The organism is uncultured Kiloniella sp., from assembly GCF_937128705.1.
In the GTDB taxonomy this organism is placed as follows: Bacteria; Pseudomonadota; Alphaproteobacteria; order Kiloniellales; family Kiloniellaceae; genus Kiloniella.
Window position 1 is genome coordinate 1 of the sequence record NZ_CAKZMP010000371.1, and the last position, 15,065, is coordinate 15,065.

14 protein-coding genes are annotated in these 15,065 nt (G+C 46.6%); 5 read left to right on the forward strand and 9 right to left on the reverse strand.

All coding sequences use genetic code 11. The features are described from left to right. Positions 1-107: 107 nt before the first annotated feature. The 9 genes from topA to ruvX all read right to left on the reverse strand — a co-directional run bounded on the left by topA (position 108) and on the right by ruvX (position 10,077). Positions 108-2,795, reverse strand: coding sequence for a type I DNA topoisomerase (topA, locus tag Q0241_RS18730; protein WP_299380581.1), 2,688 nt, complete (start codon positions 2,793-2,795; stop codon positions 108-110). Positions 2,796-2,924: 129 nt separating this feature from the next. Further along, positions 2,925-4,070 (reverse strand): DNA-processing protein DprA, encoded by a 1,146-nt coding sequence (dprA, locus tag Q0241_RS18735; RefSeq protein ID WP_299380582.1) that lies wholly within the window; start codon positions 4,068-4,070, stop codon positions 2,925-2,927. A gap of 77 nt (positions 4,071-4,147) precedes the next feature. After that, the gene (gene plsY / locus Q0241_RS18740) at positions 4,148-4,765 is read right to left on the reverse strand and encodes a glycerol-3-phosphate 1-O-acyltransferase PlsY (protein WP_299380583.1); all 618 of its coding nucleotides are present in this window, start codon (positions 4,763-4,765) and stop codon (positions 4,148-4,150) included. Between the two features lie 56 nt (positions 4,766-4,821). Next, complete coding sequence (gene pyrC / locus Q0241_RS18745; RefSeq protein WP_299380584.1) at positions 4,822-6,123, reverse strand: dihydroorotase; 1,302 nt, start codon at positions 6,121-6,123, stop codon at positions 4,822-4,824. Next, positions 6,120-7,094: an aspartate carbamoyltransferase catalytic subunit gene (locus tag Q0241_RS18750; RefSeq protein ID WP_299380586.1), complete on the reverse strand. Its 975-nt coding sequence runs from the start codon at positions 7,092-7,094 to the stop codon at positions 6,120-6,122. Before Q0241_RS18750 ends, pyrC begins: the two co-directional genes overlap by 4 nt. Positions 7,095-7,187: 93 nt before the next feature. Beyond that, on the reverse strand, positions 7,188-8,414 hold the full coding sequence (locus Q0241_RS18755) for a CaiB/BaiF CoA-transferase family protein (RefSeq protein WP_299380587.1): 1,227 nt from the start codon (positions 8,412-8,414) through the stop codon (positions 7,188-7,190). A 339-nt stretch (positions 8,415-8,753) separates the two neighbouring features. Further along, a complete protein-coding gene (locus Q0241_RS18760) occupies positions 8,754-8,933 on the reverse strand; it encodes a PLDc N-terminal domain-containing protein (RefSeq protein WP_299380588.1) in 180 nt (59 codons plus the stop codon). 95 nt (positions 8,934-9,028) lie between these two features. Beyond that, positions 9,029-9,247, reverse strand: a complete 219-nt coding sequence (locus Q0241_RS18765) for a PLD nuclease N-terminal domain-containing protein (protein ID WP_299380590.1) — start codon at positions 9,245-9,247, stop codon at positions 9,029-9,031. Positions 9,248-9,594: 347 nt separating this feature from the next. Then, complete coding sequence (gene ruvX, locus Q0241_RS18770) at positions 9,595-10,077, reverse strand: Holliday junction resolvase RuvX (protein ID WP_299380591.1); 483 nt, start codon at positions 10,075-10,077, stop codon at positions 9,595-9,597. A gap of 240 nt (positions 10,078-10,317) precedes the next feature. On the opposite strand from ruvX, the gene Q0241_RS18775 reads away from it, so the two are divergent. From Q0241_RS18775 to gatB, 5 genes are all read left to right on the forward strand, one after another. Beyond that, on the forward strand, positions 10,318-11,013 hold the full coding sequence (locus Q0241_RS18775; protein ID WP_299380592.1) for an NnrU family protein: 696 nt from the start codon (positions 10,318-10,320) through the stop codon (positions 11,011-11,013). 181 nt (positions 11,014-11,194) lie between these two features. Continuing rightward, complete coding sequence (locus Q0241_RS18780) at positions 11,195-11,635, forward strand: YbaN family protein (RefSeq protein ID WP_299380594.1); 441 nt, start codon at positions 11,195-11,197, stop codon at positions 11,633-11,635. A gap of 261 nt (positions 11,636-11,896) precedes the next feature. Then, positions 11,897-12,184, forward strand: a complete 288-nt coding sequence (gene gatC, locus Q0241_RS18785) for an Asp-tRNA(Asn)/Glu-tRNA(Gln) amidotransferase subunit GatC (protein WP_299380596.1) — start codon at positions 11,897-11,899, stop codon at positions 12,182-12,184. Further along, positions 12,184-13,665 (forward strand): Asp-tRNA(Asn)/Glu-tRNA(Gln) amidotransferase subunit GatA, encoded by a 1,482-nt coding sequence (gene gatA, locus Q0241_RS18790; protein ID WP_299380598.1) that lies wholly within the window; start codon positions 12,184-12,186, stop codon positions 13,663-13,665. Before gatC ends, gatA begins: the two co-directional genes overlap by 1 nt. A gap of 1 nt (position 13,666) precedes the next feature. Continuing rightward, positions 13,667-15,065: Asp-tRNA(Asn)/Glu-tRNA(Gln) amidotransferase subunit GatB (gene gatB / locus Q0241_RS18795; protein WP_299380600.1), on the forward strand; the 1,399-nt coding region annotated here is incomplete at its 3' end.

A 15,065-nucleotide genomic window follows, 5' to 3' on the forward strand; every position in this document is an offset into this window, starting at 1 on the left:
CGCGTTTTCCAACAGAAGTTGGAGATTGCTCAATAAAGTCTAAAACCGCTTCCTTTGTTGGAAAGGGCGGGGATTTTTTATCAGAGGTCACGCCCTTTTCCTAACTCTTATTCTTCAGTTTTTGCGGTCTTTTTTGCAGGAGCCTTTTTAGCAGCAGGTTTCTTCGCAGTGGTTGTTTTCTTTGCTGCGGGTTTCTTTGCGGCCGTTTTCTTAGCGGCGGTCTTTTTAGCTGTGGCTTTCTTCGCTGGAGCTTTCTTTTTCGCGGGTGCTTTTTTCTTTGTACCCTTCTTCTCTAGCTGCTTAGTCAAAAGCTCGACAGCTTCTTCCAGTGTAATGGTGTCGACTTCTTTGTCTTTGGGCAAAGAGGCGTTCACTTTGTTCCATTTCACATAGGGGCCGTATCTACCGGAGTGAACGGTAATATCAACACTGTCCTCTGGATGTGCTCCGATTGTTCTAAGGGCAGCTGCGGGACCACGCTTTGGAGCCTCAGCAATAAGGGCAACAGCTCTGTTCAGGCCGACAATCAGAACATCGTCATCCTTGGTCAGGGACTTAAAGGTCGATCCATGCTTTACGTAAGGGCCAAAACGTCCGATGCCAGCGATAATCATGGCACCATCATCCGGATGAGGACCAATATCACGAGGTAGCGAAAGCAAGCCTTGAGCAAGTTCAAAAGTTATATCGCTGATCGGGGTTCCCTTGGGAATGGATACGCGTTTGGGTTTTGTCTTCTCAACCGCTTCGCCCAACTGAACGTAAACACCATAGGGGCCTTTGCGCAGGGTTACAGCGAGCTCTGTTGCTGGGTCTATGCCCAGTTCCTTTGGCTGACTGAGATCATTTTCTCCACCTTCACCATCTGGGAGTGAGAGTTGGCGAGTATAGCGACAATCTGGGTAATTAGAGCAACCAATGAAACCACCGGTTTTTCCAAGCTTGATCCCAAGACGTCCATCATCACATGTTGGGCACTCTCTTGGATGTTTTGCATCCGCATCTTCTGGGGTCGGGAAGAAATGGTCGCTCAGGTCTTCGTCCAAAGCCTCAATGACTTCTGTGATTGTCAGACCTTTGGTTTCATCAACTGCAGTATGGAAGGCATCCCAGAAACCTCTGAGGACCTTTTTCCAATCAGCAGAGCCTGCTGAAATATCATCAAGCTGAGTTTCCAAGTCTGCAGTAAAGTTGAACTCGACATATTTGGCGAAAAAGTTCCGTAAGAAAGTAACAACAATACGTCCGCGATCTTCAGGTTTGAAGCGTTTCTTTTCCAGAACAACGTAATCGCGATCTTGTAGAACTTGTATGATAGAGGCGTAGGTTGACGGACGACCGATGCCCAGTTCTTCCATCTTCTTGACAAGGCTGGCTTCTGAGTAGCGCGGTGGAGGTTGTGTGAAGTGTTGTTCTTTTTCAATCTCTTCGCGGTTCGCAATATCGCCTTCTGTTAGCTTTGGCAGACGGCGATCATCATCTTGACCCTCTTTTTCGTCATCTTTGTCTTCTTTGTATAGCTTCAAGAAGCCATCAAACCTTAAGACTGACCCATTGGCACGAAGAACGGCTTGCCCTTGGGCAACGTCGATGTCCACAGCTACCTGATCCAGAATGGCGCTTTCCATCTGACTGGCGACGGTTCTGTTCCAGATCAGTTCATAGAGTTTGCGTCCTTCGTCATCAAGATGGGCGACAACATCACGTGGCAGCAGCTCTAAATTCGTCGGGCGGATCGCTTCGTGCGCTTCCTGTGCATTCTTGGCTTTGCTTTTATAGACGCGCGGGTTCGCGGGCAGATAATCTTTGCCGTATTGCTTGGCGATAAGATCACGACCGGAAGCAATGGCATCTGCGGAAAGACTGACACCATCTGTACGCATATAGGTAATCAGACCAACCGTTTCACCGCCAAGATCAATCCCTTCGTATAGCTTTTGGGCAATCCGCATTGTCCGAGAAGCTCCGAAACCCAATTTACGAGACGCTTCCTGCTGAAGTGTAGAGGTCGTAAAGGGTGGTTGTGGATTGCGTCGAGATTGCTTTTTCTCAACTGTTTTGATCGTAAAGCTGGTGGCATCTTCGAGCAGATCTACTGCGTCTTGTGCGGCGGCGGCATTGGCGAGATCGAATTTATCGAGCTTCTTGCCCCGTAGTTGAGTTAGGCGCGCGCCGTATTTCTGACCGTCTTCAGTAGAAAGTTTCGCGTCAACAGTCCAATATTCTTGTGGTTTGAAGATTTCAATCTCGGATTCCCGGTCACAAATCAGGCGAAGGGCAACAGATTGAACGCGACCTGCCGAACGGCTGCCCGGTAGCTTACGCCAAAGAACAGGCGACAGGGTGAAACCGAACAGATAATCAAGAGCACGGCGGGCGAGATAAGCCTCAACCAGTTCCATGTTCAGTTCTCTTGGTTCAGAGAACGCTTGCTGGATCGCGGTTTTTGTGACTTCGTTAAAGACAACCCGGGAAACTTTTTTACCCTTGAGCTTCTTCCTTCTTTCAAGCTCTTCAGCCAGATGCCAGGAAATCGCTTCTCCCTCTCTGTCGGGGTCGGTCGCGAGGATCAGTTGATCAGCATCTTTGAGTGCAGTAATGATATCTTTCAGACGTTTTTCAGATCCGCTGTCCACCTGCCATGACATTGCAAAATCTTCTTCGGGGTCGACTGACCCGTCCTTTGGGGGAAGGTCGCGCACATGCCCGTAACTGGCGAGGACATGGTAATCTTCGCCCAGGTATTTGTTGATTGTTTTGGCTTTCGCCGGTGATTCAACAACGACAATGTTCATGGCTTCGGGTACTACCTACGTCTAAAATTCTCGGTTACTAACAGAAATCAGTTCTGTTACCTAATATCCTGATATCCGGAATAACGCCTGATATCTTAAATTTTCTTCAAGAGATCCCTAAGAGATCCTTCAAGCGATCAGGGCAACACGGTTTCCCGGTTGCCATTCAATCTGTCCTGCCAATTCAAATTCCAGCAAAATACCATTCAATTCTGTTGGTGATAGCTGGCTCTGTCGGAGCAGGTCATCTACATATACTGGGCTAGGACCTAACAACTCTTTTACAGAAAGTCGAGCATCAACCGCATTAAGAGGTGTTTTTTTCTCAGTTACGATATTTAAAAGAGGTGCAGATGGTTCAGGTACAACCCTTTTTCTTTCGGATTTTGTTATCGGCGGATCAAAAGGACGTTCAAGGGCTTCGACGATATCTTGAGCTGTTTCGACCAAGGTTGCCCCTTGTTTGATCAAAGCATTTCCGCCTTTGCTTCTGGGATCAAGGGGGCTACCTGGAATTGCCATAGTCTCTCTGCCTTGTTCCTGCGCCAGTCTGGCTGTGATCATTGATCCAGACTTCAGGGATGCTTCAATAACAACTACGCCTCGGCTTAGGCCGGAAACCAGCCGATTGCGGCGCGGGAAGTGTTTGGCTTGCGGTTCGCTACCCAATGGCATTTCAGAGATAAGAGCCCCGTTCTCGATAATTGCATCATAGAGCGGTCTGTTTTCTGGTGGATAAATGACATCCAGTCCGCCAGCTACGGCCGCGATTGTTCCGTTTTGTATGGCGCCTTGATGTGCGGCTGTATCAATGCCTCTGGCGAGACCTGATGCAATGAGGAAGCCAAATTTCCCCAAGTCTTGTGCTAATTCTTTTGCCAGTGTGATCCCGTTTGTTGATGCATTTCTGGCACCAACAATTGCGACAGTTCTTTTTTTGAGAAACTTTGTGTTGCCAAGAACCTGAATGAGAGGAGGGGCATCGGGAATTTGTGCAAGTAAAGGCGGGTAATTATCTTCGCCATAAGCAATAAGTTCTGCCCCGAAATTTTGAATTCTTGTAAATTCGAGATCAATACTCGATTTGCTTGAGACGGGGTCCTTTTGATTGTTCTTTATAGCCTTTGCCGTTAGGGCCTGCAGTGCATCACGCGCTGATCCAAATCGTTCTAATAGCTTGTAAAAAGTTATCGGTCCGACAGATCTGGAACGAATTAATTGAAGCCAATCAAGCTTTTCTTTCAAATTTGCAGGGGGGCGTATGGTGTTCAACATACCTTTATTTGGGGTGTTGTTGGGGCGTGAGTCAACCCTGAAGTGCTATGTTGAAGCGTATGGTAATACTGAAATGATCATTTCTTTTGCCCGATTTTAGGCTCTTCACCTTTAATCAGACGTTTGATATTTTCGTGATGTCGTACCCAAACCAAGATAGCCAGTAACGCTGTCAATTCAACCATTTGAAGATCATGATGAATAAACCAGACCGCTATGGGTGTTGCCAGCATTGCCATAAGCGCCGACAGCGATGACATACGCAGGGTTAAAGCGGTGAGTAGCCATGTTAGGCAGGCTACGATGCCCACCATCCACGACAGAGCGATGACCACGCCGAGTGTTGTCGCAACGCCTTTCCCGCCTTTAAATTTGAGCCAAACAGGGAAAAGATGACCAAGCACCGAGCCAAGTGCTGCGATCAAAGCCAGATCCGGCCCCCAAAGGGCTGCAATCAAAACGGCAGCAGCACCTTTCCCGCTATCACATATGAGGGTGAGGAGGGCCAGACCTTTGCGGCCCGTCCGGAGTACGTTCGTGGCCCCGATGTTTCCTGATCCAATTTGACGTATGTCGCCCAAGCCAAAAAGGCGGGTAATGACAAGCCCGAAAGGAACAGACCCCAACAGATAGCTGCCTGCAAATGCTAACAGATAAAAGGGTGCCACATGGCTCCATGATATGGGGTCTGGCATAGAAAAATGTCCTTGTTTTTCGGGAGTTAGCGGGCGAGATATGTCATCTAAGAATTTTATCGTTCATAGATTGTACGCCCATCAACCACCGTTCGTAAAACTTTTCCTTGGGCTGGGAAACCTGTGAAAGGAGAGTTTTTCGATTTACTTCTAAATTTTTCGGGATCGATGAAATAAGGACTATCAGGATTAAAGAGTACAAGATCGGCCGCTGCACCCTTGGCAATTTTCCCCACAGGTAGTCCTAATATTTCAGCAGGTTTATTGGTCACAAGCGAGAGGCAATCCAAAAGCGAAAGAGCTTTTTTATGGTAGAGTTGAAGGGCCAGAGGAAAGAGTGTTTCCAGCCCGACGATACCAAATTCGGCCTGAGCAAAGGGAAGGCGCTTTGAATCCTGATCATGCGGGCTGTGGTCGCTGGCTATTGCGTCGATTGTTCCGTCCGCTAAGCCTTGGAAGATGGCTTCACGATCGTCTTCGGAACGAAGGGGCGGTGATACCTTGGCAAAAGTTCTGTAATCAAGAACAGAATTTTCGTTCAGGCAGAAATAATGGGGTGCTGTATCGCAGGTAACAGGCAATCCACGAGCTTTGGCTTGGCGGATTATGTCAACAGCCCCCGCCGTGGAAAGGTGCGCAGCGTGATAGCGGCCGCCTGTCATTTCTACAAGACGGATGTCGCGTTCAACCATAATGATCTCTGCGTAGGTAGAGATACCTGACAGTCCCATGCGTGTAGAGATCTCACCACCATTCATAACACCACCGGCAAGGGTTGGTTCTTCCGGGTGTTGAACGATGAGCGCATTAAATGTTTTTGCGTAACTCAGCGCACGACGCATGGTTTGTGCATTTGCGACTGCTTTGGTGCTATCCGTAAAGGCGACGGCGCCAAACTCTGAAAGCAGACCGAATTCGGTCAGCTCTTTCCCCTCGAGGCGTTTTGTTAGGGCGCCGTACGGAAAGATTTTAACCATTTTGGCTTCGCGGGCGCGTCGGGCGACGTATTCAACGCCGGAAACATCATCTAGTACCGGTGTGGAATCGGGTAATGCAGCGATAGAAGTGATACCACCTGCGGCGGCGGCTTGGCCTGCCGTGAGAATTGTTTCTTTGTGTTCGTCGCCGGGTTCGCGAAGGTGGACCCGAATATCAACAAGACCTGGCGCAAGGTGATGTCCTTGGCAATCAATTATCTCGATACCCTCTGGAACACCGTCTTTGAATAGATCCGGGCCGAAATCGACGATATGGATACCTTCGGTCAGCAGAGCACCTTTCGTATCAAGGCCACTTGCTGGATCTATGAGGTGCGCGTTTATATAAGCGCGTTTCGTTTTGTTATCGAGCTGGCTCATGATTGCACTCCGTCTGACAAAGTACCCTGTGTCAGGGCGTGTAAACAGGCCATACGTACGGCGACACCCATTTCTACCTGTGTCCTGATCAGTGATCGGTCCAGATCATCAGCCAGTTCACTGTCAATTTCGACGCCACGGTTCATGGGGCCGGGGTGCATAACCAAGGCATCTGGTTTTGCCATAGCTAATTTTTCCTGATCCAAACCGAAGTATCTGAAATACTCGCGGACGGAAGGAACAAACGATCCCTGCATACGTTCAAGCTGTAGCCTGAGCATCATGACGATATCACAGCCTTCCAGACCTTCTTTCATGTTATGGAAGGTTTCGACACCCATACGGTCAACCGCAGAAGGAAGAAGCGTCGGTGGCGCAATCAGGCGAACTTCTGCGCCCATTGTATTCAGCAGATGGATGTTTGACCGGGCGACACGGCTATGGGCGACATCACCACAGATCGCAACACGCAATCCATAAAGATCGCCTTTGCGACGGCGGATCGTCAGGGCATCAAGCAATGCTTGGGTCGGGTGTTCATGACTTCCATCGCCAGCATTAATGACCGAGCCATTTACCTTTTCGGATAACAGCTTCACGGCCCCTGAATCTGAATGTCGGACGACCATGACATCGGGATGCATTGCATTGAGTGTCATGGCGGTATCAACCAGTGTTTCGCCTTTTTTGATAGAGCTTGAGGCAACGGTCATGTTGATTACATCAGCGCCCAACCGTTTGGCAGCCAGTTCAAAAGAAGTACGGGTTCTGGTGGAATTCTCGAAAAAGAGATTAATCACCGTGCGACCTTCTAACAAATCAGTGGTCTTTTTCACGGCGCGATTCTGGTCAACATAGCCATCGGCTAGGTCAAGCAAGTTGGAAATCTGATCAGCTCTCAGGCCCTCTATTCCTAGCAGGTGCCCGTGGCCAGTCTGGCCAGCAGCGATCGTTTCAGCATATGTCGTCATTAAAACCGCAATATGTCATCGAAGTGGGAGGAGTGCAATTGTGGAAAGAGGATTCTTTCTAAATTCGAAAAAGCTTTATCTATTGGTCAAAATTTAAATAACGCCATTTTCTTCTAGATCACATAAAGCCGATCTATCCAGATCTAGCAGTTCTTCCAAAACTTCTTGTGTGTCTTGCCCCATACTTGGGGGGGCTTTGCGGTAGTCAACAGGTGTTTGAGAGAATTTCATTGGGCTACCGATTAAGTCGACGGAACCTTGTGCTGCTGCCGGGTGGGGCATGGAAATTTTCATTTCTCTGGCCTGTGTTTGCGGGTGTGCAAAAACACCTTTCATATCATTGACCGGGCCACAGGGAACACCAAGAGGGGGCAAGTTCTCTATCCAATATTCTGAAGGATGTTGTGATGTGATTTCGCCAATGAGGGGATAAAGCTCGTCCCGGTTTCTTATGCGGTTTTGATTGGTGTGATAGCGTTCGTCATGAAACAGGTTCATACAATCTGCAAAGCGGCAAAATTTTTCGTATTGGCCGTCATTTCCGATGGCGAGGATAAAGTGACCATTACTAGACGGGACAACGTTGTAGGGAACAATGTTTGGATGACCGTTGCCCAGACGTGGCGGAAGTTCGCCGGACGTTAGATAATAAAGGCCCTGATTGGCAAGCCAGGCAATCTGTGTGTCCAGAAGCGAGACGTCGATGTATTGCCCTTCGCCTGTTTGGTTTTTGTGATGAAGGGCGGCAAGGATCGCGTTGCTGGCGTACATCCCGCACATCAAATCTACGATGGCGACGCCAACTTTCATCGGTTGCCCATCTGGTTCGCCCGTGAGGCTCATAATGCCCCCCATACCCTGAATGAGGAAATCATAACCAGCCTGTGGGGCATAGGGACCTGTTTGACCAAATCCGGTGATCGAACAGTATATAAGATTAGGGAATTCTTCTTTTAAGTCATTATAGGAAAGGCCATATTTTGCAAGCCCACCGACCTTGAAATTCTCAACCAGAATATCGCTTTTCGCAATAAGCTGTTTCGCAAGTTTTTGTCCCTCAGCTTGGGAAATATCCAAACTGACAGAGCGCTTATTCCTGTTTGCAGACAGGTAGTAAGCGCTTTCGTCTGTGTCGTTGCCTTCTTTGTCTTTAAGGAAAGGTGGGCCCCATTTGCGTGTATCATCCCCTTGGCCGGGACGTTCTATTTTGATGATATCTGCGCCCATGTCCCCAAGCATTTGCGTACAGCTTGGGCCAGCCATAATACGTGAAAGATCGAAAACACGTAATCCAGACAGAGGACCTGTAGGCTTGGTCATAAGAATATCCTTAAAAACTTATGTCTGGATTTATATCCAGTTTGGCAAAAAACAAAAATAATATGCCGGAAAGTTTAAAAAGAGGGGAGAGCAGATGCAACGGCCAAAGTTCCCATCACTTACTTTTGTTCAAACCGTATCATTTGAGAATGTAAAGTATCGGGTAAGTTTTGTATTCGAATCAACAAGTCGAAGTTCGTGCCGATAGGCAAGCAGGTATTTATTTTTTGTGGAGAAGAAAAAAGCGCACTTATAACAAGTACGCTTTTTATTCATGAGACAAAACACCTTCGAAAGAGGCAAAGGCTACTTTGGTGGTTGGGTATTTCGGGTATTATGTTATTTCGGGCCCATTAAGAACCAGAGAATAAGACCAATTACTGGTAAGAGAATAATAAGCACAATCCAGAGGACTTTAGACCCTGTTGTTGCACCGCTTTGGAAGATCTTTACGATTGCCCAGATATTTGCAACCAGAAGAATAAGTCCCAGGATGCCACCGTATTCGAAACCAAACATTTTGATGCCTTTCTTAAAGCATTGTTGTCATTTGTAGGAAGAGTAAGCTTTATTTCCCGGAAATGATATTCGTATGATTACGAATATGTATAGTGTCATTTATGAAAATAAAGGCTGTTTTGTGTTGAGTTTTCTTTGCGTGGTCCAATAAAATACCACAATACACAACCGATGGCAGGTAAAATAAAGATTGTAATTGTCCACAGGACCTTTACAGCCGATTTTTCATCACTCTGAAAAATTCGTGTTACAACCCACAAACTGATGAGTAAAATAGGTATAACAATTATGCTGCCGGTTTCCAGGCTAAACATTTTATTTTCCTTCTTTACAGGTTTTAAAGCACAAAAAAAATCAGAGCTTATTTGTCTGTCTTGTTAGGGAAGATAGTGGTTATGCGCTAATGTAAACATTCGTATAAATACGAATGACGGGTCTAAACGCAAGGTTGTGCTGGGTGATGTTCGCTTGAATTTGAGGGAAATTTTACAGAAGAGTATTTTCAGCGAAAATTTGAAATATTTGTGGTTCTATTATGTTATGTTTTGGCATTTGAGTGCACTTTCATTGCTTTTTATGCATTTTGTACATGGCAGCAATGAAAGTGATTTTTTTCAGGAATACGTGCAGAGTTTCATTATATTGAGGATTATAGGGGGTATTAAGAGGATGTTCTTCGTTGAATTGCGTCCAGTGCCCCTTGAAGAATATAGGCAGCAGCAGCTTTATCGATAACTTTTGCACGATTTTTCCGTGTCATATCAGCTTCCCCAATTAAAAATCGCTCCACAGCCGACGTTGACATTCTTTCGTCCCAAAAAACGATAGGTATTTCTATACCAGCAATGTTTCGAAGATTATCCGCAAGAGTCCTGACAGATTGACAGCGCGGCCCTTCTGATCCGTCCATGTTGACGGGTAATCCCATTACAATGCCACCAATATTTTTGTCGACGCAGATCTCTTTAAGCTCTTGAGCATCGGCTTTAAATTTTGTGCGTTTGATTGTTTTTACGGGGGACGCAACTCTAAAATCACGATCAGAAACTGCAACGCCTATTGTTTTTGTACCCGGATCCAAGCCAAGCAAACGTTTATTGCGGTCGACGAGATCGGGGAGGTCGTAAATATCTAAATCCTGCACTTTGCTCTGCCTATTATTTTCAGTTTGCCTTATGATCTCGATATCACACCGAAGCAGTGATCTACTTATCTTGATTTTTGACTTACCTATACAGACTTGACTTGCCAGTACAAAACGGACAATTCAAGGGTATTGGACACAGAGAAGTCTGATGCGCGACAGCGTGTCCTATAGATAAGTGATAATTGCTTTGTCATAAGTGTCTTGTACTTACCTTAATTGGCAGAAAACGGAAAGCATATGTTTGGTGGATTTGGGGGGCTGATCGGCTCTTTTCTTGTTTTTTTGTTGCTACATTCAATTCCACCGATGCGTCGGGTGAAGCAATCCCTTATTAATCTATTAGGGAAAGCGGGATATTATATTCTCTATTCCCTTGTTTCGACGGGGGTCTTGATCTGGCTTATTCATGAAGTGTGGGCAGCTCCTTACGTTGAGCTGTGGTCGTACGAACCTTGGGCCGCCAGAGCAACAGCGCATATTATGCCGTTTTCAATCTTGTTCTTTGTTATGGGATTCTTGCGACCAAATCCTCTTTCTATTGGTCCGGGCAGCGGGTTCGATAAAACGCATATGGGCGTTGTTGGAATTATGCGTCACCCGATATTATGGGGTTTTGCTTTGTGGGCAGGGGCGCATCTTTTTGCGAACGGCAGTTTGGCAGAAGTTTTATTCTTTGCTGGCTTACTCCTTTTATCTGTTGGTGGCATGTTCATTGTCGATCGTCGAAAAAGACGTTTGTTGGGGGAGGAAAGCTGGATCGAAATATCCCGCGGAACATCAAACATACCTTTTGTTGGTCTGATAAAGGGTGGAAATTGCCGCCCGACACTGAAAGATCTTTTTGGAGCTCTTCTTGCGATCTTGAGTTTTGGGCTTATTTTGTGGCTGCATCCTATTTTGTTTAATGTTTCTCCTTTGTCGGGTTTTTTCTAAGTCTTTAATTAATAATTTGTCTGCTGATATTTAAAAAATTGATATCTTGGTTAGGGCACCTTAAATCACGATAAAGAACTTTTAATTATAGTCTGTTAGGGTAGCCGTTCTCCATTTAAATGTTTTCGCTTACTTGAGTAATCTCAAGTGTTTAAGTAACCTCAAGGGCCTTATAGAATTGATGTCGAAACCTGATTTCGCAGAGAGTACGAAGCTTAAGAAAACGGGTATTCGACGTATATGCTTGATTGGTCTGGGGTGGATATGTGTTGTGCTTGGCCTAATCGGTATAGTCTTGCCGTTATTGCCAACGACACCATTCCTGCTTGTTGCCCTGTGGGCTTTTTCTCATTCTTCCGAGCGGTTTCATAACTGGTTGTATCAGCATCATCTCTTTGGTCCGATGGTTCGCGATTGGGATTGTTATCGGGTAATTCCGCTTAAGGCGAAGGCGTTGGCAATTACAATGATGAGTGCCAGTTTAGGCTATGTGGCGTATAAAGAAGTCGTTCCATTATGGGGGCTTGGCCTTGTCGGTTTATGTTTGCTTTGTGTTGCTGTTTTTATTCTCAGGTGCCCAAGTCAGCCTCCGGCCAAGATTTCAGATCAATTGCCAAGATAAGATCTCTGAGTTAGCAATCTGAGATTTGTTTGTCTGTGGTAATTTGGTTAAGACAAAACAGATATCTTTCGGTTAATTGGGTGGTTTAATGCTGTCTATTTCTTGGTCCTTTTCAACCACAGCAGCAGTTGAACAAGAGAAAAGCAGTTTTACTTGATAAAAAGCGCTCTGTAGGCGTTGCAGCTTGGGCGGGTGAGTGCTATTTTCCGCTCGAATTTAATACGTGATACTTTCGATATCCATAGAAGATTGGAACCGAGTATGTCTGTCGACAAAAATACGGTAGCGAAAATTGCCAGACTGGCGCGCATCCGGGTTGATGAAAAACAGCAAGAAGAGCTGACCGGAGAGTTGAACCAAATCCTTGGTTGGATTGAGCAACTCTCTGAACTGGACACAGAGGGTGTTGAGCCAATGACATCTGTTGTCGAGATGACCCAACCTCTTCGTGAGGATGTGGTCAATGATGGGTACTATGTTGACCGGGTGACAAAAAATGCCCCTGAGTCTGCCCATGGTTTCTTTGCTGTTCCTAAGGTGGTCGAATAATGAGTAACCTTAATAACCTGACAATTTCCGATGCTCTTGATGGCATGGAAAAGGGTGATTTTTCTGCACACGAACTGACCGAAGCGCATATCAGTGCGATGGAAGAAACTCGCGAGCTTAACGCCTATATCGTTGAGACACCTGAAATTGCCCTCGAAATGGCTGATGCTTCTGATAAAAAGCGCGCCGCTGGCAATGCTGGCTTGATGGAGGGGATTCCGATCGCGATGAAGGATCTCTTCTGTACTGAAGGGACACAGACAACGGCTGCATCACGTATTCTCGAGGGTTTTGTTCCAACTTATGAGTCAACAGTATCAGGCAATCTATGGAATGCTGGTGCTGTGATGTTGGGTAAATCCAACCTTGATCAGTTTGCTATGGGCTCTGCAAACATTACGTCTTACTACGGCAATGTAATCAACCCGTGGCAGCGTAATGATAGCGATGCACAGCTCACACCGGGTGGGTCATCCGGTGGTTCTGCTGCATCAGTTGCTGCACGTTCAGCGATGGCGGCAACAGGTACAGATACAGGTGGTTCCATTCGTCAGCCAGCAGCATTTTCGGGTATTGTCGGGCTAAAACCAACGTATGGCCGTTGTTCGCGTTGGGGCGTTGTTGCCTTTGCTTCATCACTTGATCAGGCTGGCCCAATGACACGTTCTGTACGTGATGCGGCGATAATGCTGGAAGCAATGGCGGGTTACGATGCCAAAGACTCCACATCGGTTAACGTTGGTGTGCCGAGTTATCAAAAAGCACTCACAGGCGATATTCGCGGGTTGAAAGTTGGTATTCCAAAAGAATATCGCATGGACGGCACGCCAAAAGAAATTGATGAAGCGTGGGAGCAGGGGATCGAATGGCTTAAATCAGCGGGTGCCGAGCCTGTTGAAATCAGCCTTCCGCATACTAAATATGCGCTGCCTGCCTATTACATTATCGCACCTGCGGAATGTTCATCAAATCTGGCACGTTATGATGGCGTTCGTTACGGTCTACGTGTCGATGGCGAAAGTCTGGATGATATGTATGAACGTACCCGTGGTGAAGGTTTTGGGGATGAAGTCAAACGTCGTATCTTGATCGGAACCTATGTTCTGTCTGCTGGTTATTACGATGCCTATTACAACAAGGCGCGTCGTGTTCGTACCTTGATCGCGAATGATTTCAAAAAAGCTTATGAAAGCGTGGATGTAATTCTGACACCAACTGCCCCAAGCCCTGCGTTTGGTATTGGTGAAAAGATGGATGACCCGATTGCCATGTACTTGAACGATGTCTTTACCGTTCCTGCTAGTTTGGCCGGACTTCCCGGTATATCTGTTCCAACAGGTCTTTCCAGTGAGGGGACGCCACTTGGACTGCAATTGCTTGGTAAAGCTTTTGATGAAGAAACTGTCTTGAAGGTTGCAGGCGTTGTCGAAGAAGCTGCTGGTTTCTCTGCTTTTCCGCAGCTAATGGCCGGAGGTAAGTAACATGAGCTATCGTATCAAAGGAAATACAGGCGAGTGGGAAGTTGTTATCGGGCTAGAGGTTCATGCTCAGGTCATTTCAAAATCCAAACTTTTCTCTGGCGCAGCAACAACATTTGGTGCCGACCCTAATCATCATGTTTCATTGGTGGATGCGGCGATGCCAGGTATGTTGCCCGTTTTAAACAAAGAAGTTGTTGAGCAGGGCGTTCGTACAGGTCTTGGCCTTCGTGCGCAGATCAATATGAAATCTGTGTTTGAGCGTAAAAATTATTTTTATGCTGATTTGCCACAGGGTTACCAGATTTCTCAGTTCCTAGAACCAATTGTTGGCGAGGGAACGATCACACTGGATCTCGAAGGTGGTGATGTTCGTGAAGTTGGCGTTGAACGTATGCATCTTGAACAGGATGCTGGTAAATCCGTTCACGATCAGCATCCAACACAGTCATACATCGATTTGAATCGCTCCGGTGTGGCTTTGATGGAAATCGTTTCCAAACCGGATCTTCGTTCTCCTGAAGAAGCGGGAGCTTATTTACGTAAGCTGCGTTCTATTCTGCGTTATCTCGGCACTTGCGATGGCAACATGGACGAAGGTTCTATGCGTGCTGATGTAAACGTATCCGTACGTAAGCCTGGTGATGAATTGGGCACACGTACAGAAACGAAAAACGTGAACTCCATTCGCTATGTTCAGCAAACAATTGAACACGAAAGCAAACGTCAGGTGAAAATCCTGGAAGAAGGTGGCGAAATCGTTCAGGAAACCCGTCTGTTTGATGCGAGTAACGGTACGACACGTTCAATGAGAAGCAAGGAAGAGGCACACGATTATCGTTACTTCCCAGATCCTGATCTGTTGCCATTGGTTCTTGATCCGGCATGGGTTGAAGAAATCAAAGCAACGATCCCGGAGCTTCCAGATGAAAAGAAAGAGCGTTTCATCAACGATTTTGGTTTGTCTGCATATGATGCCGGTATTTTGGTCGCTGATCGTGAAAAAGCCATGTTCTACGAAGACGTTGCCGAAGGTCGCGATCCTAAATTGGCCGCGAACTGGGTGATGGGTGATTTCTTTGGTGCGCTGAACAAAAGTGGTCTTTCTTTAGACGAAAGCCCTGTTTCAGCTAAACAGCTTGGTGGCCTTATCGGTTTGATCAAGGACAATACAATTTCCGGGCGTATCGCCAAGGAAGTCTTTGAGGTAATGTGGGAAACCAGTAAAGACGCTGATACCATTGTCGAAGAAAAAGGCCTGAAACAGATCACGGATACTGGACCGATTGAAGCCGCAATTGATGAAATCATGGCTGCAAATCCAAGTCAGGTCGAAGCTTTCCGTGGCGGTAATGAAAAGCTGATTGGCTGGTTTGTTGGTCAGACGATGAAGGCAACAGGCG